Source organism: Rhizobacter koreensis, from assembly GCF_013366375.1.
Classification (GTDB): Bacteria; Pseudomonadota; Gammaproteobacteria; order Burkholderiales; family Burkholderiaceae_C; genus Schlegelella_A; species Schlegelella_A koreensis.
Genome location: NZ_JABWMJ010000003.1, coordinates 483,245 through 507,529, shown reverse-complemented (window position 1 = coordinate 507,529; position 24,285 = coordinate 483,245). Strand labels below are relative to the sequence as shown.

Sequence of the window (24,285 nt, the reverse complement as noted above, 5' to 3'; positions counted from 1 at the left end):
CTTCCGGAAATCGGCCACCCACCGCCCGCCTCCGAGGCGTGCGGTGACGCCTCTGAGGGATCGACGTGGTAGGGCGTTGGGCGCAGCGAAGTTAAGGAGGAGGGCCGAGGCGCAGCCTCGGCCCGGGGGACATGAGCGGAGCCCAATGCCCTGCCGCGGCGATCCCGGTGCGATGAATGCACGCCGAACCTCACTTCTTGCCCTTCACGTGCCCTTCGAGCTCGGTGAACGTCGGGCGGTCCTTCGAGTACAGGACCTTGCGGCCGAACTCGACCGCGACCTGCGGGGCGTAGCCCTGCATGCTGGCGAGCAGCGTGGTCTTGATGCACTGCAGCTCCTTCGAGCCTTCGTCCACCTTCTGCTCCAGAAGGCCCCCGAGCGGCTCGACGACGCCGTAGGCCATCAGGATGCCGAGGAAAGTTCCGACCAGCGCCGAGCCGATCATGCCGCCGAGGATGGCCGGCGGCTGACCCACCGAGCCCATGGTGTTGACCACGCCGAGCACCGCCGCGACGATGCCGAACGCCGGCAGCGCACCCGCCAGTCGCGCGATCGCCGACACCGGCGCGTGCGCCTCGTGGTGGTGGGTCTCGATCTCGCTGTCCATCAGGCTCTCGATCTCGTGCGCGTTGAGGTTGCCCGAGACCATCATCCGCAGGTAGTCGGTGATGAACTCGACCACGTGGTGGTCCGAGCCCACGGTCGTGTACTTCTGGAACGTCGGCGACGACTGCGGGTCCTCGACGTCCTTCTCGATCGACATCAGGCCTTCCTTGCGCGCCTTCTGCAGCAGGTCGTAGAGCAGCGCCATCAGCTCCATGTAGCGCGCCTTCGAGTACTTCGAGCCTTTCAGGAGGCCCGGCAGCGCGCCGAGCGTCGCCTTCAGCACCTTCGGCTGGTTGTTGACCACGAAGGCGCCGAGCGCGCCACCGAGGATCGCCATCAGCTCGGTCGGGAGCGCGTGGATGATCACGCCCATGTTGCCGCCGTGCAGGATGTAGGCGCCGAAGATGCAGCCGAGGGCGACTGCGTAGCCGATGAGAACGAACATGGTGAGGAGGTTCCGTCTGCAGCCGGTTGCTCGAGCGCGACCGACCTGATGGGCGATTTATCGGTCGCCGTGGCCGGCCACTTGAGCGGGCGTCGAGGTCCGCAGCCGCCGAACAGCGGCCGGAAAGACGGGCAAAAAAAAGCGGGTCCCGAGGGACCCGCGTCAAGACACATCGAATGTGCCGGAGGAGACAAGCAAGAAAACAATCGAACGGGAGAAAACCGGTTGTCGGCCGCGTGTCGTGAAAAGTTGAGGGGGCGCCCGCCGCCCGCGCCTTCCCGCGGCCTGAAACGTGAACTAGTGCAGCTGGATCGCGCCTTGCGCCTTGCCCTTGCCGGCACGCGCCGGCGGGTTGCACAGGCCGCACTGGTAGTGCTTGGCGATCTCGTGCGGGTGGGTGACGAAGTGACCGCCGCAGGTCGAGCACTTGGTCATCGTGAGCATGCCGTTGTCGACGAACTTCACGAGGCGCCAGGCACGCGTCACCGAGAGCAGCGACTCCAGGCCCTGCGCGGTGGTCTGCTCCTGGTAGAGCTGGTAGGCCTTGATGACGGTGTCGATCTCGTCCATCTCGGCGACCTTGTTCAGGTACTCGTGGATGTTGAGGAACAGCGACGCGTGGATGTTCGGCTGCCAGGTCATGAACCAGTCGGTCGAGAACGGGAGCTGGCCCTTGCTCGGCGACTTGCCGGCCACTTCCTTGTAGAGGCGCAGCAGGCGCTCGTACGACAGGTCGGTTTCCGACTCGAGGACCTGCAGACGGGCGCCGAGCTGGATCAGCGCGACGGCGCGGGCGATCTGCTTCTGTTCGGTGAGGATGCTCTTGGTGCGCATGACGGAAGGTCTTTCAGATTCGGGTCAGGGTGTCGAAAACGGACCGCGGCGGTCGAAGGCTCAGGCGGCTTCCTGGTGGCGGCCGGCCATCAGGATCGACGCGTGCAGACGGGCGGTCGAGTCGTTGGCGCTCTTGCCGTGGTTCGTGAGCAGGCCCCAGACCATGTCGTCGTCCATGCGGAAGCGGCACAGCAGCGTGTTGCTGGCGGCGATCTTCATCATCTGCGCCGGCGTCAGCAGCGCGATGAGCGCGGCGCTGTCCTCGCTGATGCCGAGGCGGTAGAGCGCCTGTTCGCGATCGGCGCGGATCAGGCTCTGCGCGAGCATCAGGTACGAGAGGTTGGCTTCACGGATTTCGCTGAGGATCTGGTCGGCGTTCATGGCGTTGTTCCTGGTTCCGGTTTTTCGTTTGTCGCTGTGGCGGGCGCCGCAACATGGAAAGAATTGTGAAGACCGGAGAAGGACCGGAACATCAGGCCTGCTCTGTGGCTTGAGTCCAGCTTCTTCCATGGAGCTTGTCAGGCAACTTCCTACGTGGTTGCAGCAGTCCACCGGCACCGCGCGTCGCCCCTCGCGCGCGGGCGTGCACTGCGTCACGGGGGCCGCGACGAGCGGGCTTGCGACCCGTTCCCGGGGCGCTTAGGCGAAGCGCGAAATATCACGCTCGGCAGCCCTCAAGTTGCCGGACCGGGGCTCCGATAACCGGCCAACGGGAAGGAGCGATCCGACCCGGGGTCCGGAGAAAGCGGCCCATGTCGAGCGGGGGAGCAATCCCGCGCCAGACCTGAGGAAGACGCACGCCGGGCGCAGTGGGCCGACGGATTCGTCCGCGGGCCACTCGGACGGGACCGCCGCCAACCTTCATGCGGCGCCCCCGGCGAGCCAACAACGGCGCTCAAGCCGACAGTTCTTCAACGGTTCAGGAGTTCCTCATGTCATCGACCATCAACACCAACCTGGCGTCGCTGAACGCGCAGCGCAACAGCGGCCGCACGCAGAACGAGCTGTCGACGGCGATCGCACGGCTGTCGTCGGGCCTGCGCATCAACAGCGCCAAGGACGACGCGGCGGGCTTGGCGATCTCGGATCGCTTCACCTCGCAGATCCGCGGCATCAACCAGGCCGCCCGCAACGCCAACGACGGCATCTCGCTCGCGCAGACCGCCGAAGGCTCGCTCGCCTCGGTCGGTGAGAACCTCCAGCGCATCCGCGAACTCTCGGTGCAGTCGGCCAACGCCACCAACTCGGCCTCGGACCGCGCCTCGCTGCAGCTCGAAGTCGCCCAGCTCGTCTCCGAGATCGACCGCGTGGCCACGCAGACCCAGTTCAACGGCATCAACCTCCTGGACGGCAGCTTCACCGCCAAGGCGTTCCAGGTCGGCGCCAACGCCGGTCAGACCATCTCGATCGCCTCGATCGCCAACGCCCGCACCAGCGCGCTCGGCGTCTATCAGGGCTTCTCGCTGCAGAACCAGTCGATCGGCACCGCCAGCAACACCGCCGCGGCCCTGACGGTCACGGTCGGCTCGGGCTCGGCGATCGCGCTCGGCAGCGTCGCCGTCGACGCCAAGGCGATCGCCGCAGCGATCAACGGCGGCAACGTCGCGGGCCTGACCGCCACCGCCAACGCGACGACGGTCGCGGCCGGCACCTCGGCGTCGAACGGCACCACCTCGGGCACCTCGACCTTCACCGTCAACGGCGTGGCGATCTCGATCGCCGGCGTCGCCGGTGCGGGCGGTCTGAGCGGCAACCGCGCCAACGCGGTCGCTGCGATCAACGCGCAAAGCGCTGCCACGGGCGTGACCGCCTCCGACACCGGCTCGGGCGTGAGCCTGACGGCCGCCGACGGTCGCAACATCGTGACCTCGTTCGCCGCCGGTGGCTTCACCTCGGCAACCGTCGCCGACTTCGGCCTCGGCGCGGCAGCGACCACCGGCTCGACCGTCAACGTCACCTACGTGGCGCCCACGGGCACCACCGGCAACGTGGTGTTCGCGCAGACCGCAGGCTTTGCGAACTCGACCGCGATCGGCTCGACCGGCACCGCGCTCTCGGCGCTCGACATCTCGACGGTGGCCGGCGCGAACGCCGCGCTCGCCTCGGTCGACGCCGCGCTCAGCACCGTCAACGCGGGCCGCGCCTCGCTTGGCGCGGTGCAGAACCGGTTCTCCTCGACCATCGAGAACCTGCAGGTCACCGGCGAGAACCTCTCGGCCTCGCGCAGCCGCATCCTCGATGCCGACTTCGCGCAGGAAACCGCCAACCTCTCGCGCGCCCAAGTCCTGCAGCAGGCCGGCACCGCCATGATCGCCCAGGCCAACCAGCTGCCCCAGCAGGTCCTGCAACTGCTGCGCTGACGCGGGACTGCAACGCGCGAAGCCCCGCGGCTTCGACGAACTGAAGGCGGGCCGCGGCCCGCCTTTTCTTTGAGCACGCCGTGCCGCCGGCAGCCGCTTGCGGGCACGGCCCGCCGCCAGTCGCGTTCTCTTCTCGTGCGCCCTTCCCGCCCGGGAGTGCGACGACGATCAGCACCAACGCCGCGTCGCCGAACGCCCAACGCAACAGCGGCCGCACGCGGATGGGGCTGTCGACGGCCGATCGCACGGCTGTCGTCGGACCGCGCCTCGCGGCAGCTCGAAGTCGCCCGACTCGTCTCGGAGATCGACGTGGCGAGCGCGATGCCCGGCACGTCTAGCCTGGCGGCGCTGGCGGGCGACCGCGCCGCCGCGCCGGCTGCGATCAGCGCCCGGAATGCAGCGACCGCTGTGACCGCCACCGACACCGGCAGCGCCCTCGGCCTCGGCGCAAGGGACCGAGGCAGCATCGCCACCGGGTAAGACGCCGACACGCTGCCGGGCAGCACCGGTGCAAGCTTTGGTCTGACCATTTTGGTGCCGGCTCAGGCGTCGACGATCGACGCCGACGACGTCGCACCGCCGGCGTGGCCGGCAGCGTCGCGTTCACGCGCAGCAACACCACGATCAGCGCGCCGGTCGCGGCGCTCGGCGCCGCCGGGAGCGCGCTCGACATCTCGAGCGTGAGCGGGGCCAGCGCGGCTCTGACGTCGATCGACGCCGCGCTCGCGACCGTCAACGGCGCGTCGCTCGGGCCGGTGCGGAACCGCTTCGCGGCGACGCTCGACAGGCTGCGGGCCAACGGCGAGAACATCGGCCGCCAACCCGCAGCGGCGACCCGGGCCAGCCCGGCGAGCTCGGAGATGCGCAGCCCCGACGCCAGACGCGTCGTCGACGTCAGCCGCTCGCTCTGCGCGCGACCGAGGCCGCGCAGCGCGGCGAGGAACGCCGGGTTGGTGTGGATCCGAAAGGCATGCGGCTCCGGTGGGCGGGTCGGGCTCGGCCCGGCGGCCGGCGACGCCCGCGCTCGCCGGCGAGCCTTCCGACGCCGGCGTTATCGGCGCGCCAGCGGTCGACTTGACCCGACGCGCCCCCGTCGGGCGAGGCAGCCGGCGGGCGCCCGGACCACGATCGACCCGGCGGCCGCTGCCGCAATGGCGCATCGGCACGCCTTCGAATTGGCCGGCATTCCCCGCTTTTATCGGCGGCTCGTCGGCCGGGTGCCTGCCGAGAATTGCCATACCAGGTCTTCGCGGGAAGCCGGGGGTCCGGATCGGCCAAGGGTGCCGGCGTCGCCAGTCAATCGAGGCGCGCCGTACCGGCGGAGCGACGGTCGGGCAAATGCCTTGGCGAGGGGGTCATGTCGGCCCCGTCGTGAGGGCATCAGGCCGGCGCTGAGCCGGGATGCAAAGCTTCAACGGAGTGACTTCATGGCACAGACGATTAACACGAACATTTCGTCGCTGACTGCGCAACGCAACTCGGCGCGGACCCAGAACGACCTTTCGACCTCGATCGCCCGGCTGTCGTCGGGCCTGCGCATCAACAGCGCCAAGGACGACGCGGCAGGCCTCGCGATCTCGGAGCGCTTCACGGCGCAGATCCGCGGCGTGAACCAGGCCGCTCGCAACGCGAACGACGGCATCTCGCTGGCCCAGGTGGCCGAGGGCGGCCTCGGCTCGGTCGGCAACAACCTGCAGCGCATGCGTGAGCTCGCGGTGCAGTCGGCCAACTCGACCAACTCGGCCTCGGACCGCGCCGCCCTGCAGCTCGAGGTCTCGCAGCTCGCCGCCGAAATCGACCGCGTCGCGACGCAGACCCAGTTCAACGGCCTGAACCTGCTCGACGGCAGCTTCCAGACCCAGCAGTTCCAGGTCGGCGCGAACGCCGGCCAGACCGTCTCGCTCGCCTCGATCGCCAGCGCCCGCACCAGCGCGCTCGGCGTCTACCAGGGCTTCTCGCTGCAGAACCAGTCGATCGGCACCGCCAGCAACACCGCCGCGGCCCTGACGGTCACGGTCGGCTCGGGCTCGGCGATCGCGCTCGGCAGCGTCGCCGTCGACGCCAAGGCGATCGCCGCGGCGATCAACGGCGGCAACGTCGCGGGCCTGACCGCCACCGCCAACGCGACTACGGTCGCGGCCGGCACCTCGGCCTCGAACGGCACCACCTCGGGCACCTCGACCTTCACCGTCAACGGCGTGGCGATCTCGATCGCCGGCGTCGCCGGTGCGGGCGGTCTGAGCGGCAACCGCGCCAACGCGGTCGCTGCGATCAACGCGCAAAGCGCTGCCACGGGCGTGACCGCCTCCGACACCGGCTCGGGCGTGCAGCTCAGCGCCGCCGACGGCCGCAACATCGTGACCTCGTTCGCCGCCGGGGGCTTCACCTCGGCAACGGTCGCCGACTTCGGCCTCGGCGCCACGGCGACCACCGGATCGACGGTCAACGTCAACTACGTCGCCCCGACGGGAACGACCGGCAACGTGGTGTTCGCGCAGACCGCGGGCTTCGCGAACTCGACGGCGATCGCCGGAACCGGCACCGCGATCGCGGCGGTCGACATCTCGACCGTCGGCGGCGCCAACGCCGCGCTCGCCGCGATCGACGCCGCGCTGACCACCATCAACTCGAGCCGCGCCTCGCTCGGCGCGATCCAGAACCGCTTCTCGTCGACGATCGAGAACCTCGCCACCTCGGCCGAGAACCTCACCGCGTCGCGCAGCCGGATCCAGGACGCCGACTTCGCGCAGGAAACCGCGAACCTGGCACGCGCCCAGGTGCTGCAGCAGGCCGGCACCGCGATGATCGCGCAGGCCAACCAGCTGCCGCAGCAGGTGCTCTCGCTGCTCAAGGGCTGACGCCTGCGCGGCTGGCGCGCCGCCGCGCGCCGCTGCCCCCTCGCACCGCCACCTCGGCGCGGCGACGCGATGCGTCGTGCCCCGAGGTGTTCGTCCGACCCCTGCGGCATCGACGCCGCGCAGAAACCGCTCAGGTTTCCGGCGCCGCGGCCGATCAGCACGACGAGCACCGACAGGTCGCTCGCCCCACCCAGCGAGACAGAACATGGCGTCGATCTCATCGGCCGGCATCGGCAGCGGCCTCGAAGTCAACAACATCATCCAGTCCTTGATGGACGTGGAGACGCAGCCGCTGCTGAAGATGCAGAAGGCCTACACGGCGCTGCAGACGCAGCTGTCGACGGTGGGCCAGCTGCAGTCGGCGATCTCGCAGCTGCGCGACGCCGCCGCGCCGCTCTACAGCGCCGACTCGTTCAGCCTGACCACCGCCACCTCGTCCGACCCCTCGAGCGTGAGCGCCGGCACCACCAGCAAGGCGGCGCCCGGCAACTACTCGATCTCGGTCGCCAAGCTCGCCGCGGCGCAGTCGATCGTGACGCCGGGCGGCCAGTTCAGCGGCCCCGCGGCGAGCGTCGGCACCGGCAGCATCACGATCCGCATGGGCACCTGGGCACCCGGCCAGGCGTCGTTCACGCCCAAGGCCGGCTCGGCCGACCTCACCATCCCGATCGGCGCCGGCGACGACTCGCTCACCGCGATCCGCGACAAGATCAACGCCGCGAACGCCGGCGTGACCGCGTCGGTGGTCACCGACGCGAACGGCTCGAGGCTCGCGCTGCAGTCGACCGCGACCGGCGTCGAGAACGGCTTTCGGGTGACGGTCGACGACGACGACCTCGACGACACCGACAACGCGGGGCTCTCGCGCCTCGCGTTCGACCTGCCCGGCGGCGCCGCCCGCATGTCCCTCGCGACCGCCGCCTCGAACACCGAGGCCACCATCAACGGCATCCCGGTGAGCACCGCGACGACCACGCTCACCGACGTCGTCGAAGGCATCACGTTCAGCCTCAACAAGGTCACCACGTCGCCGGTGTCGCTGAGCATCACGCGCAACACCGAGGCGATCAAGACCAAGGTCAACGCGTTCGCGACCGCCTACAACCAGCTCAACAAGTTCCTCACCGACTCGACCAAGTACGACCCCGCGACCAAGACCGCGGCGGTGCTGCAGGGCGACGGCGCGGTGATCGGCATCCAGAACCAGCTGCGCGCGCTGGTCTCGCAGGCGAGCGGCGCGTCGAGCGTGTTCGGGCGCCTCAGCGACATCGGCCTGCAGATGCAGAAGGACGGCTCGCTGCAGCTGAACGAAACCAAGTTCAGTGCCGCGATCGCCAACCTGCCCGAGCTCACGAAGGCGCTCTCGAACGTCGACGCGTCGACGCCGGCGAACAACGGCTTCGCCAAGAAGTTCACGCTGTGGGCCGACTCGATGCTGTCGACCGCCGGTGCGGTGCCCGGCAAGACCAACTCGATCAAGGCGCGCATGACCGCCAACGAGAAGAACCAGAGCGCCCTCACCGACCGCCTGGCGCAGACCGAGAAGCGCCTGAAGGCGCAGTACACCGCGCTCGACGCGACGATGTCGAGCGCCAATGCGCTCTCGAAATACGTCGCCCAGCAGATCACGACCTGGAACAAGAGCACGGCCTGACAGGACCGTGCCGGACCGCGGCCCCACCGCGTGCCTCGGCCTCGACTTCGCTGCGCCCGCCAGCCTCGCCGCGGCACGACGCATCGGCGGCACGCGGGGACCCGGCGCCGATCGGCGGGCGCCCGCCGCCCGGGCTGAAGGACCCGGATGCGGCGAGAAGCCGGGTCCCGACGCCCCAGATCTCTGCGTGCCAAAGCGGCCTCAAACCGGCCTTCCACCGAGGTAAAGAAAGCCCGCCGGGGGTCGATAAACAAGGCACAGACGCAGGAGTAGCCCCCCATGTTCAGCAGCGCCAATCACCTCGGATCCCGCCGCCCCTTCGCGAGCAGCTATCGCGACGTCAACGCCAGCACGGCGATCGAGGGCGCGTCGCCCCACAAGCTGGTCAACCTGCTGTTCCAGTCGGCATCCAGCGAGATCGCCGCGGCACGCGGCGCGATCGCCCGCTCGCACGTCGCCGAGAAGGGGCGTGCCATTTCGCACGCGGTGCGCATCATCGAGGAAGGCCTGATGGCCCCGCTCGACATGAAGGCCGGCGGCGCGCTCGCGATCAACCTGCGCGACCTCTACCAATACCTCGTCCATCGCCTCACGATGGCCAACCTCAACAGCGATGACGCCGCGCTCGTCGAATGCGCCCGCCTGCTGGACGTGCTGCGCGATGGCTGGGATGCCATCGGCTCGCAGGTCGAGGCACCGGCGGTGGCTGCATGAACCGCATCGCAGGACCCACAGGAACGACGACCATGAATTCGGTGCTGCTGAACTACTACGAGGCCATCGAGCGCGCGAGCCAGGACATGCTCCAGGCTGCCCGCGACGGCAACTGGGACCACGTGGTCAAGCTCGAGGGCGCGTGCGCGGTGCTGATCGCGCAGCTCAAACACAGCGCGAACGAGCAGCCGCTCGGCGCCGAGGAGGCACAGCTGAAGTCGCGGATCATGCAGCGCATCCTCGTCAACGACGCCGAGATCCGCCAGCTCGCCGAGCCCTGGCTCAACGACCTCGACGAGATCCTCGCCGGCCGCCCGAAGACCCTGCATTGATGCGCGCGGCGTCGCCTCTTTTCCCGAACCCTTCCCGCGCGCGCTGATCGCCATGGAAACCAAACCGATTCCGCTCGACGCCCTCGCTCCGCCGGACGACGGGCTCGACGACTTCCGCGTGTCGTCGCGGCGCGAGATCGCGCTGATGCTGAACCAGCTCTGCGACGGCTCGGTGCGCCTGCAACTGCACGGCAAGGACGGCCGCCCGTACACCAGCGTGCTGTGGACCGTCGACGGCGAGCGCGGCACGCTTGGCTTCAACGCCGACCCCGAGGACCCGGCGCTCGCCTCGCTGCTGCGCCACCCGCAGGTGATCGTCGTCGGCTATCTCGACAACGTGAAGCTGCAGTTCGACCTGTACCACCTGGTGCTGGTGCGCGGCAACCGCGCGAGCGTGCTGAGCGGCGCGTTCCCGCGCGAGATCTTCCGCTTCCAGCGCCGGAACGCGTTCCGCGTGCGTCCGCTGCCGCGCGGCTCGCGCCTGGCCCGGCTGCGCCACCCGGCGCTCGGGCCCGTCGAACTCGCACTTCGTGTCCTCGACGTGAGCATCGGCGGCTGCGCCGTGCTGCTTCCCGACGACGTGCCGCCGCCGTCGCTCGGCCTGCTCGTCGGCAGCGTCCAGATCGACCTCGACGCCGACACGCGCTTCGAGGTCAACATGCGGCTGCAGCACGTCACGCTGCCGGGCAGCGAGGCTGGCGGCGCCCGCCTCGGCTTCGAGTTCGTGCGTGCCGGCGGCGAGGCCCTGCGCGCGCTGCAGCGCTTCATCGACCTCACGCAAAAGCGCGGGCGCATGCTGACGCTCTGAGCCGACCCACGGCGCGCCCCGCGAGGCGCGCGGCGCGGCGTCAGACCTGCATGTTCATGACGTCGGAATAGGCCTGCACCAGGCGGTTGCGGACCTGCAGCGTGGCCTGGAAGCCGATCTGCGCCTTCTGCATCGCGATCATGGTCTGCTCGAGCGACACCGTGGGGTTGTCGAGCTGGACCTCGCGCTGCAGCGCGGAGGCCTCGTTCTGGGCCTGGCTCACGGCGCCGAGCGCCTTGCCGAGCGCCTGCTGGAAGCCTGCCGGCTCGGCCGCCTTGGTCGTGCGCGGCAGCGGCTGACCGGTCGGCGTCATGCCCGCGCGGGCGGCGGCCTGCGCGAAATCGAAGGGCTTGAGGCTGACGTTCATCGGGGCTCCGGCGGTCGCATGTGCGGACCGTGGAACGAATGGTGCCAGCGCCAGGCGCCCCGCAAGGCTGCGAATTGACGCGCCAAGGCGGGGCTCTTTCCGGCATGGCCGCGCGTCGCGCCGTCCAACAATGCCTGTCATTCCGGGGCATCGTGCGTCCGGATCGACCGGATCTCCATGGACAACGCGCTCGCAGTCAAACAACCCGTTCCGATGGCCGTGCCCGCCACCCTCGGCGGGCGCCTGATGGCGTTGCCCAGCCGCGTGAAGATCGGCGTGATCGTCGGCATCGCGGCATTGATCACGATCGCGGCGACCCTCGCGCTGAACGCCCGCGACAGCGACTACAAGGTCCTCTACTCGAACCTGTCCGACAAGGACGGCGGCGCGGTGGTCGCGCAGCTGACCCAGCTCAACGTGCCATACAAGGTCGCCCCGGGTGGCGCGATCCTGGTGCCGGCGCTGCAGGTGCCCGACCTGCGCCTCAAGATGGCGACCGCCGGCCTGCCCAAGGGCACGGTCTCCGGCTTCGAGCTGATGGACACCGCCCGCTTCGGGCAGACCCAGTTCCAGGAGCGGCTGACGTTCCAGCGCGGCCTCGAGGGCGAGCTGACGCGCTCGATCACCTCGCTCGCCGCGGTGCAGAACGCGCGCGTCCACCTCGCGCTGCCGAACCAGAACGGGTTCTTCCGCGAACAGCAGAAGCCGAGCGCGTCGGTGCTGCTGAGCCTGCACCCGGGCCGCACGCTCGACCGTGCGCAGATCGCCGGCATCGTGCACCTGGTCTCGTCGAGCGTCCCCGAGCTCGACGCCAAGGCGGTGAGCGTGCTCGACCACACCGGCGCGCTGCTCACCAGCGGCAGCGACGGCCACGCCGCGGGCCTGGACGCGCAGCAGCTGCAGTACGTCAACCAGATCGAGACCGGCTACACGAAGCGCATCCTCGAGCTGCTCGAGCCGATCGTCGGCCCGAACAACCTGCGCGCGAGCGTCACCGCCGACATCGACTTCTCGCAAAGCGAAGCGACTTCCGAGGAGTTCCGGCCGAACCAGGGCGCCGACGCCAGCGTCGCGATCCGCAGCCAGCAGACGACCGAGCAGAACGGCGCCGGCACCGGCCTGCCGAGCGGCGTGCCCGGCGCTGCGAGCAACCAGCCGCCGGCGGCCGCCGCCGCGCCGCTCACCGCCGCCTCGCAACCGCTGCAGGGCGGCCCGACCACCGCGGGCAACGCCAGCGGCCGCCGCGAGGCGGTGACCAACTACGAGGTCGACAAGACGGTGCGCGTGACGCGCGGCGCGAGCGGCAACGTGCGCCGCGTCAACGCTGCGGTGGTGGTGAACAACCGCAGCGTCACCGACGCCAAGGGCAAGACCACGCAGGTCGCGCTGACCAACGACGAGATCGACAAGCTCACCGCGCTGGTGCGCGAGAGCGTCGGCTTCAAGCAGGACCGCGGCGACTCCGTCAAGGTGATCAACGCGCCGTTCCGCGTCGACACCACGACGCCGGTCGAGACGCCGTGGTGGAAGCACCCCGACACGATCGACACGCTGCGCGCGTTCGCGATGCCGGTCGCGCTGTCGCTGGTGGCGCTGCTGATCTTCTTCGGCCTGCTGCGCCCCGGCGCGAAGGCGGTGCTGCTCGCGATGACGCCGCCGCCGCCGGTTCCCGGCAGCACGATCGAGGCCGTCGAGGATGCGCCGACCCCGCTGCCGGCGCTCTCGCCGCCGCCGCCGAAGGTGAACGACCAGCTCGAGAGCGCGCGCGCCCTGGCGCGCCAGAACCCGGCCGCGGTGGCCGGCATCCTGCGCACCTGGGTTTCGCGCACCGAACTTCCGACTCCGGAGGCCCGCTGACATGGACCGCTCGATGGATCCGGACGGGCTGCAGAACGCAGCCATCCTCTTGATGTCGCTCGGCGAGGAAGAAGCCGCCGAAGTGCTCAAGCACCTGACGCCCAAGGAAGTGCAAGGCGTCGGCGAGACCATCGCCCGCATGAAGGCGATCCCGGTCGAGAAGATGCAGGAGGTGCTCGGCGACTTCACCGCGATCGCCGGCGAGCAGATCAACATGGTCGGCGACACCGACGAATACGTGCGCAACCTGCTCAAGAAGGCGCTCGGCGACGACAAGGCCAACCTGCTGATCGATCGCATCCTGCAGGGCGCCGACGTCACCGGCATCGAGGGCCTGAAGTGGATGGACGCGCAGGCGGTCGCCGAACTGCTGCGCAACGAGCACCCGCAGATCGTCGCGGCGATCCTGGTCCACCTCGACTTCGACCAGGCCTCCTCGGTGCTCAAGGTGCTGCCCGAGCGCAACCGCAACGAGGTGATCGTGCGCATCGCGACGCTCGACGGTATCCAGCCGTCGGCGCTGAAGGACCTCAACGAGGTGATGTCGTCGCTGCTGACCGGCGGCGACCGCATGAGGAAGTCGGTGCTCGGCGGTGTCAAGGCCGCGGCCGAGATGCTCAACCTGATGGGCTCGAGCGTCGAGACCTCGGTGCTCGACCACATCCGCGAGGCCGACGGCGATCTGGCGCGCCAGATCATGGACAACATGTTCACCTTCGACGACCTCGCCAAGATCGACGACAAGTCGGTGCAGGCGCTGCTCAAGGAAATCCAGACCGAATCGCTGGTCATCGCGCTCAAGGGCGCGCCGCCCGAGATCAAGGACAAGATCTTCCGCAACATGTCGTCGCGCGCCAGCGAGACGCTGCGCGAAGAGCTCGAGTCGCGCGGCCCGGTGCGCCTGTCGGAGGTCGAGGCCGAGCAGAAGGAAATGCTCAAGGTGGTGCGCCGTCTCGTCGACGAAGGCGTGATCGTCCTCGGTGGCAACAGCGATGACCAATACATCTAAGGTCTGGCGCAACGTGCCGCCGCCGATGGGCGGCGAGCCGAAGTCCAACGTCTACGCGCGCTTCATCCCGCGCGAGGAACTGAGCTCGTTCGAGGCCTGGAAGCTCGGTGAATTCGACGCCGGGGCGACGCAGCAGCCGGCCGCCGTCGCCGAGCCGCCGGCACCGCCCAAGCGCGATGCGGCCGAGCTGCTCGCCGAGCAGCTGCAGCAGGCGCGCCAGTCGGGCTACCAGGACGGCTACCGCGACGGCCTGGTGGCGCTCGACGGCTTCAAGCAGAGCTTCGTGCAGCAGGCCTCGCTGCAGGTCGGCGCGCTCGTGCAGTCGATCGGAAGCCAGCTCGACGGCCTGCAGCAGGACATGGCGCAGTCGCTCGCGGTGACCGCGATCCACCTCGCCCGCCAGATCGTGCGCAGCGAGCTCACAGGCCGTCCCGAGGCGGTGGTGCGCGTCGCCCAGGAGGCGGTCGACGCGCTGATCCTCAGCGCGCGTCACGTCACGCTGCGCGTCCACCCCGACGACCACGCGCTGATCGCCGAAGGCGCCGCCGAGGTGATCGAGGCACGCGGCGCCCGTGTCGTCGACGACGCCAGCGTGACGCGTGGCGGCTGCATCGTCGAGTCGAACATCGGCCTCATCGACGCGACGCTCGAGTCGCGCTGGCGCCGCGTCGTCGCGAGCCTCGGCAGCGACGAGGACTGGCACGCCGACGCCCCCGGGAGCGCGCCATGAGCGCGGTCCACGACGAGCTCGGCGTCGTGCTCGGCGGGGCGGAGACGACGTCCGCGAGCGCGGGCAGCGTCGGCGCCAGGTGGCAGCGCTACCTCTCGGACATGCAGAGCTTCGCCGCCGCGCCGATCCCGCTCGAGACGCAAGGCCTGCTGGTGCGCGTCACCGGCCTCGTCCTCGAGGCCGCCGGCATCCGCGTCCCGGTCGGCTCGGTCTGCGAGGTGCGGATGGACGGCCAGGCGCCGGTCACCGCCGAGGTGGTGGGCTTTTCGGCCGACTGCGCGTATCTCATGCCGACCGGCGACATCACGGGCCTCGCGAGCGGGGCGCGCGTCGTGCCGCGCCCGTCGCCGGTGGTGCCGATGCAGCTCGGCAGCACGCGCCACCCGTGGCGCCGCAACGAAGACCGCACGCTGCACCTGCCGGTCGGCAACGGCCTGCTCGGCCGCGTCGTCGACTCGCACGGCGTGCCGATGGACCGCAAGGGCCCGCTCGCGAGCGTGCACAACGAGCCGCTGACGCGGCGCCCGATCAACGCGATGGACCGCGACCCGGTGCGCACGCCGCTCGACACCGGCGTGCGCGCGATCAACGCGCTGCTGACGGTCGGCCGCGGCCAGCGCGTCGGCCTCTTCGCCGGCACCGGCGTCGGCAAGTCGGTGCTGCTCGGCATGATGGCGCGCTACACCGCCGCCGACGTGATCGTCGTCGGCCTGATCGGCGAGCGCGGCCGCGAGGTCAAGGAGTTCATCGAGGACATCCTCGGCGAGGAAGGCCTCTCGCGTGCGGTGGTCGTCGCCGCACCGGCCGACGCGCCGCCGCTGGTCCGCATGCAGGGGGCCAACTACGCGACCGTGATCGCCGAGCACTTCCGCGACCAGGGCCTCGACGTGCTGCTGCTGATGGACTCGCTCAGCCGCTACGCGATGGCGCAGCGCGAGATCGCGCTCGCGATCGGCGAGCCGCCGGCCACCAAGGGCTACCCGCCGAGCTGCTTCGCCAAGCTGCCGCAGCTGGTCGAGCGCAGCGGCAACGGCCAGCCGGGTGGCGGCTCGATCACCGCGTTCTACACGGTGCTGACCGAGGGCGACGACCAGCAGGATCCGATCGCCGACGCCGCCCGCGGCATCCTCGACGGCCACATCGTGCTGTCGCGCGAGCTTGCCGAGGAAGGCCATTTCCCGGCGATCGACGTCGAACGGTCGATCTCGCGGGTAATGACGAGCGTCGCCGAGAAAGACCACGTCGACGCCGCGCGGCGCTTCCGCCAGCTGCTGGCGCGCCGCAACAAGGCGCGCGACCTCATCCAGCTCGGCGCCTACACGCCGGGTCACGACGCCGATCTCGACACCGCGGTGCGCCTGCAGGGCGCGATGACCGAGCTGCTGCGCCAGGACAAGAACCAGTGCGCCGACCTCGAGGCGAGCCAGCGCCTGCTGCAGGCCGTGCTCTCCTGAACCTCTCCCGAAGGATCCCATGAACAACCTCGACTCGCTGCTCACCTTGCTGCATCAGGCCGAGCGCGAACGCGACTTCGCGCTCGCCGAGCAGCAGAAGGTCCAGGCCGCGCACGACGCCGCGAAGGCGCAGGCGCAGCAGCTCGTGACCTATCGGCGCGAGTACGAGCAGCGCTGGAGCGAGCAGTTCTGCCGCGAGGGCAAGATCGAGCTGGTCCGCTGCTACCAGGGCTTCGTGCAGCGCCTCACGCAGGCGGTCGACCAGCAGGCGCGCGTCGCCGACCACGCCGCCAACCAGCTCGCTCGCGCCAGCGCCAACGTGCGCGAGTGCGAGGTTCGCGCCGCCGCGGTGAGAAAGCTGATCGAGCGGCGCACCCACGAAGGCCAGCTCGCCGCCGAGCGACGCGAGCAGAAGCAGAGCGACGAGCTTGCGGCGCGCGCCACGTGGGGCCGTGGCGCGACGCTGCGCGCTTCGAGCGCGTTCTGATCGGGGAGCCTGCCATGCTGAGCGCTGCCAATCCCCTGCTGTCGATGCTGCCCGCTGCGGCGACGACGCCGCCGTCGAGCCCGGGCAATCCGCCCGCCGCGAGCAACAACCCGGCCGACAACCCGTTCGCCCGCCTGCTGCGCCAGACCCGGCGTGCCGACGAGGCGCCGAAGCCGACCCGGCCGGCCGCCGGCGCGAACGCCGCTGGACCGGGCAACGCCACCGGCGCGGCGGCACGTGCGCTGCCGCAGGACGCGCGTGCCGGCGCCACGCCGAGCGCCGACGTCGGCGATCCCGCGCTCGTCGACGGCGCGGCCGATGCGATGCTGCCGGCCGACGTCGCCGCCGCCCTCGCCGACCTGCGCGCGGCGCGCGATGCGGCGATCGCCGCCGACGCGGCGGTTGCCGAGCTTGCGGGCAGCGCTGCCGCGCTGCCGGGATCGCCGGCCGCCGACGCCGAGCTGCGCGCGGCGGCCGACCAGGCCGACCTCGAAGCCGACGCCGCCGCCGAACCACGCACCGAGCTGCCGCCGGAACTCGCCGCGCTGCACGCGTTCCTCGCGCCGCCTCCCGTGCCGGCCGAACCGCGCACCGTCCGCGCCGACACCGGCCCGCGCGCGCGCGGCGAGGTCGACGCGGCGACCGGTGCCGCACCCGGCCTGCCCGCGGACGCGAACGCCGCGCCGACCGCCCAGCGCGGCCAGGGCAACGATGCCCGCCAGGGCGGTCGCGAGCGGCCCGATCCGAGCGCGCGCCTGAGCGCCGACGGCGCAGCGCCCGGCGTCACCGCGCCCGCTGCAGGCGACGGCGAGCGCGTGCCGAGCAGCGGCTTCGAGGCGAGCTTCGATCGCGCGCTCGCCAAGGCGACGAACGCGGTCGCGACGCCGGCCGCCACCTTCCAGCCGACGTTCGAGCGCCTGCACGAGGCGCCGCCGGTCGCGATCGCGCTGCCGACGCCGGTCGAGAGCCCCGACTTCGCACCGGCGCTCGCGGTGCAGGTCAGCGTGCTGGCGAGCGACGGCGTCACGCGCGCCGAACTGCATCTCAACCCCGCCGAGATGGGCCCGGTGTCGATCGAGATCGCGATCGACGGCACGCGCGCCCACGTCGAGTTCGGTGCCGACCTCGCCGCCACCCGCAGCGCGATCGAGGCCGGCCTGCCGGAGCTCGCCGGCGCGCTGCGCGAGGCCGGCTTCACGCTCGCCGGCGGCGGGGTCTCGCAGCACTCGCGCGAGCGCCAGCCCGACGCGCAGGCGGCGGCGGCGAACGGCCGCAGCGGCGCCAAGGCCAACGGTGGCAGCGGCGACGCCGTACCCGCTGCCGCGCCGGTGCGCCGCCAGGCGCGGCTCGGCGGCGTCGACACCTACGCCTGACGCCGCCCGGTCCCGGCACGCGGGCCTCAACCGCCGGCGCGGACCGACGGTCGCGGGCTCGGCCGTCCGCTTCGACGCGTGACGTTTCGCACGAGGGCAGCGGCGGCCGCTCGGGCAGGTGCCTGGAACGCCCGTCGCCACCGGCTTTCGCAGCGCCCGATCGATCCGCCTGCACGGTGGCGCGCCGCCGCATGGCCCCCGCTTCTGACGGTCAAACACCGCCCTTATCGGCACATCGGCGAAGCCGCCGCGTTTCGATAATTTCCTCAGCCCGAACGTTTGCGCTTCGCATCCGAGGGCGTCGCCGGCCTGGACCGGCCGAGGAGATCCGATGTCCGCCGCTGCGATCGCAGACGCTGCCCAAGCCGCCCCTTCCCCGAAGGGCGGCAAGAAGAAGCTGATCATCATCATCGCCGCCCTGCTGATCGTGCTGCTTGCCGGCGGCGCGGGCGCGGTGGTCTACATGAAGAAGAAGGCGGCCGACGCCGCCGCCGCCGAGGAAGCCGGCGACGACGCGCCGGCCGAGCACAAGTCGGGCAAGGCCGATCCGGCGCACCCGCCCACCTTCCTGCCGCTCGACCCGTTCGTGGTCAACCTCGCCGACAAGGACGCCGACCGCTTCGCGCAGGTCGGCATCACGCTCGAGGTCGCGGACGCCGCGTTCGCCGAGCAGGTGCGCGCCTACATGCCGGCGATCCGCAACGCGATCCTGCTGATCCTGGCCCACAAGACCTCGCAGGAACTGCTCGACCGCGCCGGCAAGGAACAGCTCGCCGCCGAGATCCAGCGTGAAACGGTCCGACCGATGGGGATCGACGTCTCCGACAAGCCGAAGAAGGCGCATGCCGATGCCGAGGCCGATGGCGACGACGAGGACAAGCCGAAGAAGAAAAAGAAGAAAGGCGCGCTGAACCCCATTCGCCACGTGCATTTCTCGAGCTTCATCATCCAGTGAACAGCGTGCTGACGTTCCCCGCCGCCGAGAAACTCAAATGAGCGAACAGATCCTTTCCCAGGGCGAAGTCGACGCGCTGCTGCACGGCATCGCCGGCGAGGGCGAGCCCGGCGACGAAGGCGACGATTCGAGCGCGATCCGCGGCTACGACATCCAGAACCAGGAGAAGATCGTCCGCGGTCGGATGCCGACCCTGGAGATCATCAACGAGCGCTTCGCCCGCAACGTGCGGATCGGCCTCTTCAACCTGATCCACAAGACGCCCGAGATCTCGATCGGCGTGATCAAGGTGCAGAAGTACGGCGCGTTCCTGCACGAGATCGTCGTGCCGACCAACTTCAACATCATGACGGTGCGCCCGCTGCGCGGGAACTGCCTGATCGTGTGCGACCCGTCGATGGTGTTCGCGGTGGTCGACGCACTGTTCGGCGGCAGCGGCAAGTTCCGCACGCGCATCGAAGGCCGCGACTTCTCGCCGACCGAGCAGCGCATCATCCAGCGCCTGGTCGAGGTGGTGACGACCGAGTACGAGCGCGCCTGGAACGGCATCTACCCGCTCAAGTTCGAGTACCAGCGGCAGGAGATGCTGCCGCAGTTCGCGTCGATCGCGACGCCGTCCGAAGTGGTGGTGTCGACGTCGTTCTCGATGGAGATCGGCGACACCAGCGGCAGCATCCACTTCTGCATCCCGTACGCGACGCTCGAGCCGATCCGCGACGTGCTCTCGTCGACGGTGCAGGGCGAAGGCGGCGAGCCCGACCGGCGCTGGGTCAACCTGATGAGCACGCAGATCCAGGAGGCCGAGGTCGAGCTCGTGGTCGAGCTCGCCCGCGCACCGGCGACCGTCGAGCAGCTGCTGTCGTTCAAGCCCGGCGACTTCATCGAACTCGACCTGCAGCGCGGCGTGCAGGCCAAGGTGCAGGGCGTGCCGGTGCTCGAGTGCCACTACGGCGTCTCCAACGGCCACTACGCCCTCAAAGTGAACAACCTGTTGACCGCCTCGCAGGCAGGCTGGTCGGGAGAGAACCATGAGCATTGACAACCCCGCAGCCGAAGACCCGAACGACCAGCTCGCGGCCGACTGGGCTGCGGCGACCGGCGGTGCGCGCGAAGCCGCGACCGAGCTGCAGCACCCCGCCGACCAGGTGTCGCCGGCGCCGTTCACCAACTTCGCGCCGACGCCGCCGGCCCAGGCGCCGAACGACCTCAACATGGTGCTGGACATCCCGGTCCAGCTGACCGTCGAGCTCGGCCGCACCCGCATCCCGATCAAGAACATCCTGCAGCTCGCGCAGGGCTCGGTGGTCGAACTCGAGACCATGGCCGGCGAGCCGATGGACGTGCTCGTCAACGGCTACCTGATCGCGCAGGGCGAGGTCGTGGTTGTGAACGAGAAGTTCGGCGTGCGCCTGACCGACATCGTGACCCCCAGCGAGCGCATGCGCCGCCTCAGCCGCGCCTGACATGACGCCTCGTTGCCTGCCGCGCCGGACCGATCGATGAGCAACGGCCTCGCTTCGCTGTTCTGGTTCGTCGCGATCCTCGCGCTGATTCCGCTATCGCTTTGGCTGCTCAAGCGCACGCCGATCGGCGGCGCGGGTGGCGCCGGCGTGATCCGCAGCATCGGCACGCTGCCGATCTCGACCAACCAGCGCATCGTCACGGTCGAGGTCGGTGCCGGCGATGAACGTCGCTGGCTCGTGCTCGGCGTGACCCCCAGCTCGATCACCACGCTGCACACGATGGACCCGCAGGACGACGCCGTCGCCGCGCCGCCGATGGGGCCGCCCGGCCTGCAGACCGTCGGCCCCGCGTTCGCCCAGGTGCTGGCCAAGCTGCGCCGCGGCAAGGACGGCTCGCCATGAGCGCGCCGCGTGGCCGAGCCCTGCGCCGCATCGCCGGGCTCGGGCTGATCGTCGGCTTGTCGGCTTTATCGGCAGTTCCCGGAGTCGCTGAAGCCCAGCAGGCGACCGGCAACGCCGGGCTGCCGCTGCTCGTGGGGCAATCGGCGGGCGGCACCAGCTACTCGGTGCCGATCCAGACCCTTCTGTTCTTCACGGCGCTCAGCTTCCTGCCGGCGGTGCTGCTGCTGATGACGAGCTTCACCCGCATCGTCATCGTGCTCAGCCTGCTGCGCCAGGCGATGGGCACGCAGGCGGCGCCGCCGAATCAGGTGGTGATCGGGCTCTCGCTCTTCCTCACGTTCTTCGTGATGGGTCCGACCATCGACAAGGTTTACAGCGAGGCCTACCAGCCGTACGCCGAAAACCGCATCGGCTTCGAGGAGGCGATCAAGCGCGGCGAGAGCCCGGTGCGCACCTTCATGCTGAAGCAGACGCGGCAGGCCGACGTGATGCTGTTCGCCAAGCTGGCGCGCATCGACGCCAACGTGAAGGCCGCGGACGTGCCGTTCAAGGTGCTGCTGCCGGCGTTCGTGACCAGCGAGCTCAAGAGCGCGTTCCAAATCGGCTTCCTGGTGTTCCTGCCGTTCCTCATCATCGACCTCATCGTTGCCAGCGTGCTGATGTCGCTCGGCATGATGATGCTGTCGCCGGTGCTGATCGCCCTGCCCTTCAAGCTGATGCTGTTCGTGCTCGCCGACGGCTGGAACCTGCTGCTCGGCTCGCTCGCGGCCAGCTTCTCGACCTGACCCTTCTTTCCCGGATCGCATCTTCGATGGACGCACAACAGGTCTTCACGCTAGGCCAGCAGGGCCTCTACATGATGCTGATGGTGTCGGCACCGATCCTCCTGGTGGTGCTCGGCGTCGGCCTTCTGGTCAGCATCTTCCAGGCGGCGACGCAGATCCACGAGGCGACGCTGTCGTTCGTGCCCAAGATCGTCGCCGCGGTCGCGGTGCTCGCGATCGCCGGGCCGTGGATGCTGACCACGCTGGTGGAGTTCCTGCAGCGCTCGCTGCAGTCGATCCCGACGGTGGTCGGCTGAACGGTCCGACCATCCCGTTCCGCGGCGCGCGGCCGACCGGCTGCGTCGCGCCGTCGGCTCCCGCGGCCGTGCCTGCGTCAGACGCCCTGCCCTTTCGATGCTGACCTTCACCGAAGCCCAGGTGCTGGCGTGGATCACGCCCATCGTCTGGCCGTTCATCCGCGTGCTCGCGCTGTTCGGCTCGCTGCCGGTCCTGTCGCAGCGCAACGTGCCGATGCGCGTCAAGATCGCGCTCGCGTTCCTCGTCGCCTTCTGCGCGCAGGCGACGTTGCCGACCATGCCGACGATCGCGCTCGACTCGGCGGCCGGCTTCATGACGGTGGTTCAGCAGCTCATCATCGGCATCGCGCTCGGCTTCGCGGTACGCATCGTCTTCAGCGCGATCGAGCTCGCCGGCGAGCTCGTCGGACTGCAGATGGGCCTCAACTTCTCGGGCTTCTTCAACCCCGGCAGCGGCAGCGAGGCGACGCCGATGAGCCGCTTCTTCGGCATCTCGGTGAGCTGGCTCTTCATCGTGACCGGCGGCCATCTGATGCTGATCGCCGCGGTGGTGCAGAGCTTCCACGCGTTTCCGGTAAGCCCCGAGCCGTTCGCGTTCCTGCGCAGCGTTCAGCCGCAGACCTGGGGCCGCGAGATCTTCGGGCTGGGCCTGTGGATCGCGCTGCCGATGATCGCGATGCTGCTGTTCACCAACATCGTGCTCGGCGTCATCTCGCGCGTCGCCCAGCAGATGAACATCTTCTCGATCGGCTTTCCGATCACCTTGGGCGTCGGTCTGATCGGCGTGCTGCTCACGCTGCCGCTGATGCAGGCGCCGTTCACGATGGCGCTCGAGCGGATGCTGGCGTACTTCCAGTAGCCGCGACGGCAGCTGCGGCTGCCCGCGCCGGCCCTCAGCGCCCGCCTACTTCCCGACCGTCACCCACTGCACCTCGAGCCAGTTGTCGGCCCGGTGCACGACGTTGACGTTCGAGCGCGCGGCCCACGGAATTACCTGACGGTGCAGCGGGATCGTGTGGACCTGCTCCTTCCACTCGCGCAGCGCCGACTTCACCAGCAGCTCTCGCTTCTTCGGATCCGCCTCGACGCTCGACTGCGCGGCGAGCGCGTCGAACTTGTCATTGCGCGAGCGGCCCCAGTTCCACGAGCCGATGCCGTTCTCGCCGGGGTTGCGCATCACCGGCGTGAGCGTGGTCTCGGCGTCGGTGACGTCGCCGCCCCAACCCAGCATGTACATGCTGAGGTCGTACTTCTGCATCTTCGGGAAGTAGGTGACGCGCGGCTGCGCGAGCACCTTCACCTTCACCTTGAGCTGCGCCCACATGCTGGCGAGCGCGACGCAGATCGCGTCGTCGTTGATGTAGCGGTTGTTGGGGCAGTCGAGCTGCACCTCGAAGCCGTCGGGGTAGCCGGCCTCCTGCATCAGCTTGCGCGCTTCCGCCAGGTCGTACGGCAGCCGTCGCTCGAGCTCCGGGTCGTTGTAGGCGCCCTTGGGCGACGGGGTCATGCCGCCGGTGGGAAAGCTCTGACCATTCATCAGCCGGCTGCGGATGGTCTCGATGTCGATCGCCTGATACAGGGCGCGCCGCACCCGCACGTCCTTGAAGGGGTTCTTGCCCTTGACGTTGCTGTAGAGCAGCTCGTCGCGGCCCTGGTCCATGCCGATGAAGACAATGCGGTTCTCGGGCCCCTCGATCACCTTCACGCCCGGCGTGTTCTTGAGGCGCGGCACGTCGCGCGGCGATGGATCGAGCACGAAGTCGACCTCGCCCGAGACCAGTGCCGCCAGACGCGTCGCATCGTTGGCGATCGGCGTGAACACGATCTCCTGCACGTTGCCTTCGATGCGGCCCCAGTACGCCGGGTTGCGCCTGTAGGTGGTGCGGATGCCGGGCGCACGGCTCGCCAGCATGTAGGGACCGGTGCCGTTCGCGTGCAGCGACGCGAAGCTCTCTTCCTTGGCGGCGAAGTCGAGCGGGCGCGTGACCTTGTTCTTCTCGCTCCAGCTCCTGCTCATCATCCACAGCCCGTTGAGATGCTGCAGGAAGATCGGGTTCGGCGCCGCGAGCTGGAACTCGACGGTGAGGTCGTCGACCTTCCTCGGGGTGCCGACCGCGACCGCGTAGTTGTTGACCTGCGAGGTCTTCTGCTGCGCGCGCTGGATCGAGTAGACGACGTCGTCGGCCGTGAACGGCGAGCCGTCATGGAACTTGACGTTCGGGCGCAGCTTGAAGCGCCACACGAGCGGCGAGACCTGCTGCCACTCGCTCGCGAGGCCGGGCACGATGTTGAGCTGACGGTCGAGCGAGGTCAGGCGCTCGTAGACCTGCCCGTTCATCTGGTTGGTCAGCGACTCGTTCTGCGAGTGCGGATCCATGGTCTGCGGGTCGCCCTGCGACGCCCAGCGCAGGGTCTGCGCGTGCACGACGGTCGAGCCCAGAGTGCCGATCACGGCGGCGACGACGAGACGTTTCATCCGGACCTCCGATGGCAGGG

The 24,285-nt window shown here is 69.8% G+C and carries 24 protein-coding genes; 19 read left to right on the top strand and 5 right to left on the bottom strand.

From position 1 onward, the window contains the following. Positions 1–190: 190 nt before the first annotated feature. From motA to flhD, 3 genes are all read right to left on the bottom strand, one after another. A complete protein-coding gene (gene motA / locus HQN59_RS09240; protein ID WP_176068358.1) occupies positions 191–1,051 on the bottom strand; it encodes a flagellar motor stator protein MotA in 861 nt (286 codons plus the stop codon). Positions 1,052–1,348: 297 nt separating this feature from the next. Continuing rightward, positions 1,349–1,885, bottom strand: coding sequence for a flagellar transcriptional regulator FlhC (gene flhC, locus HQN59_RS09235; protein ID WP_176068356.1), 537 nt, complete (start codon positions 1,883–1,885; stop codon positions 1,349–1,351). 60 nt (positions 1,886–1,945) lie between these two features. Next, on the bottom strand, positions 1,946–2,266 hold the full coding sequence (flhD, locus tag HQN59_RS09230; protein WP_176068354.1) for a flagellar transcriptional regulator FlhD: 321 nt from the start codon (positions 2,264–2,266) through the stop codon (positions 1,946–1,948). 551 nt (positions 2,267–2,817) lie between these two features. On the opposite strand from flhD, the gene HQN59_RS09225 reads away from it, so the two are divergent. The 6 genes from HQN59_RS09225 (at position 2,818) to HQN59_RS09200 (ending at position 10,611) form a co-directional block, all read left to right on the top strand. Continuing rightward, positions 2,818–4,245, top strand: coding sequence for a flagellin N-terminal helical domain-containing protein (locus HQN59_RS09225; RefSeq protein WP_176068352.1), 1,428 nt, complete (start codon positions 2,818–2,820; stop codon positions 4,243–4,245). Positions 4,246–5,672: 1,427 nt separating this feature from the next. Then, positions 5,673–7,103 (top strand): flagellin N-terminal helical domain-containing protein, encoded by a 1,431-nt coding sequence (locus tag HQN59_RS09220; RefSeq protein ID WP_176068351.1) that lies wholly within the window; start codon positions 5,673–5,675, stop codon positions 7,101–7,103. A 205-nt stretch (positions 7,104–7,308) separates the two neighbouring features. Next, on the top strand, positions 7,309–8,757 hold the full coding sequence (fliD, locus tag HQN59_RS09215) for a flagellar filament capping protein FliD (RefSeq protein ID WP_176068349.1): 1,449 nt from the start codon (positions 7,309–7,311) through the stop codon (positions 8,755–8,757). Positions 8,758–9,036: 279 nt separating this feature from the next. Continuing rightward, the gene (gene fliS, locus HQN59_RS09210) at positions 9,037–9,471 is read left to right on the top strand and encodes a flagellar export chaperone FliS (RefSeq protein WP_176068347.1); all 435 of its coding nucleotides are present in this window, start codon (positions 9,037–9,039) and stop codon (positions 9,469–9,471) included. A 32-nt stretch (positions 9,472–9,503) separates the two neighbouring features. Continuing rightward, a complete protein-coding gene (locus tag HQN59_RS09205; protein WP_176068345.1) occupies positions 9,504–9,803 on the top strand; it encodes a flagellar protein FliT in 300 nt (99 codons plus the stop codon). Positions 9,804–9,855: 52 nt separating this feature from the next. After that, positions 9,856–10,611, top strand: coding sequence for a flagellar brake protein (locus HQN59_RS09200; protein WP_217703973.1), 756 nt, complete (start codon positions 9,856–9,858; stop codon positions 10,609–10,611). A gap of 40 nt (positions 10,612–10,651) precedes the next feature. Here HQN59_RS09200 and fliE read toward each other — a convergent pair whose 3' ends face one another. Next, complete coding sequence (gene fliE / locus HQN59_RS09195) at positions 10,652–10,924, bottom strand: flagellar hook-basal body complex protein FliE (protein WP_246294816.1); 273 nt, start codon at positions 10,922–10,924, stop codon at positions 10,652–10,654. A 231-nt stretch (positions 10,925–11,155) separates the two neighbouring features. On the opposite strand from fliE, the gene fliF reads away from it, so the two are divergent. The 13 genes from fliF (at position 11,156) to fliR (ending at position 22,648) form a co-directional block, all read left to right on the top strand. Next, positions 11,156–12,835, top strand: coding sequence for a flagellar basal-body MS-ring/collar protein FliF (gene fliF, locus HQN59_RS09190; RefSeq protein WP_176068341.1), 1,680 nt, complete (start codon positions 11,156–11,158; stop codon positions 12,833–12,835). Between the two features lie 13 nt (positions 12,836–12,848). Next, on the top strand, positions 12,849–13,844 hold the full coding sequence (gene fliG / locus HQN59_RS09185; protein ID WP_176068513.1) for a flagellar motor switch protein FliG: 996 nt from the start codon (positions 12,849–12,851) through the stop codon (positions 13,842–13,844). Continuing rightward, a complete protein-coding gene (locus HQN59_RS09180) occupies positions 13,828–14,574 on the top strand; it encodes a FliH/SctL family protein (protein ID WP_176068339.1) in 747 nt (248 codons plus the stop codon). Before fliG ends, HQN59_RS09180 begins: the two co-directional genes overlap by 17 nt. Before the next feature lie 101 nt (positions 14,575–14,675). Beyond that, on the top strand, positions 14,676–16,028 hold the full coding sequence (gene fliI / locus HQN59_RS09175; RefSeq protein WP_176068511.1) for a flagellar protein export ATPase FliI: 1,353 nt from the start codon (positions 14,676–14,678) through the stop codon (positions 16,026–16,028). Between the two features lie 19 nt (positions 16,029–16,047). Then, positions 16,048–16,515: a flagellar export protein FliJ gene (gene fliJ / locus HQN59_RS09170; protein ID WP_176068337.1), complete on the top strand. Its 468-nt coding sequence runs from the start codon at positions 16,048–16,050 to the stop codon at positions 16,513–16,515. Positions 16,516–16,529: 14 nt separating this feature from the next. After that, positions 16,530–17,888, top strand: a complete 1,359-nt coding sequence (locus HQN59_RS09165; RefSeq protein WP_176068335.1) for a flagellar hook-length control protein FliK — start codon at positions 16,530–16,532, stop codon at positions 17,886–17,888. A 331-nt stretch (positions 17,889–18,219) separates the two neighbouring features. Continuing rightward, complete coding sequence (locus HQN59_RS09160; RefSeq protein ID WP_176068333.1) at positions 18,220–18,843, top strand: flagellar basal body-associated FliL family protein; 624 nt, start codon at positions 18,220–18,222, stop codon at positions 18,841–18,843. Positions 18,844–18,880: 37 nt separating this feature from the next. Then, positions 18,881–19,882: a flagellar motor switch protein FliM gene (fliM, locus tag HQN59_RS09155; protein ID WP_176068331.1), complete on the top strand. Its 1,002-nt coding sequence runs from the start codon at positions 18,881–18,883 to the stop codon at positions 19,880–19,882. Then, a complete protein-coding gene (gene fliN / locus HQN59_RS09150; RefSeq protein ID WP_176068329.1) occupies positions 19,872–20,306 on the top strand; it encodes a flagellar motor switch protein FliN in 435 nt (144 codons plus the stop codon). The genes fliM and fliN overlap by 11 nt, the downstream gene beginning before the upstream one ends. Before the next feature lie 36 nt (positions 20,307–20,342). After that, positions 20,343–20,708, top strand: a complete 366-nt coding sequence (locus HQN59_RS09145) for a FliO/MopB family protein (protein WP_176068327.1) — start codon at positions 20,343–20,345, stop codon at positions 20,706–20,708. Continuing rightward, complete coding sequence (gene fliP, locus HQN59_RS09140) at positions 20,705–21,493, top strand: flagellar type III secretion system pore protein FliP (RefSeq protein ID WP_176068325.1); 789 nt, start codon at positions 20,705–20,707, stop codon at positions 21,491–21,493. Before HQN59_RS09145 ends, fliP begins: the two co-directional genes overlap by 4 nt. 26 nt (positions 21,494–21,519) lie before the next feature. Next, a complete protein-coding gene (gene fliQ / locus HQN59_RS09135; protein WP_176068322.1) occupies positions 21,520–21,789 on the top strand; it encodes a flagellar biosynthesis protein FliQ in 270 nt (89 codons plus the stop codon). Between the two features lie 97 nt (positions 21,790–21,886). Beyond that, positions 21,887–22,648 carry a flagellar biosynthetic protein FliR gene (fliR, locus tag HQN59_RS09130; protein ID WP_176068320.1) on the top strand — a complete coding sequence of 254 codons (762 nt, stop codon included), beginning with the start codon at positions 21,887–21,889 and terminating at the stop codon, positions 22,646–22,648. A gap of 45 nt (positions 22,649–22,693) precedes the next feature. On the opposite strand, the gene HQN59_RS09125 is transcribed toward fliR, so the two are convergent. Continuing rightward, positions 22,694–24,265 carry an ABC transporter substrate-binding protein gene (locus HQN59_RS09125; protein WP_176068318.1) on the bottom strand — a complete coding sequence of 524 codons (1,572 nt, stop codon included), beginning with the start codon at positions 24,263–24,265 and terminating at the stop codon, positions 22,694–22,696. Between the last annotated feature and the right edge of the window lie 20 nt (positions 24,266–24,285).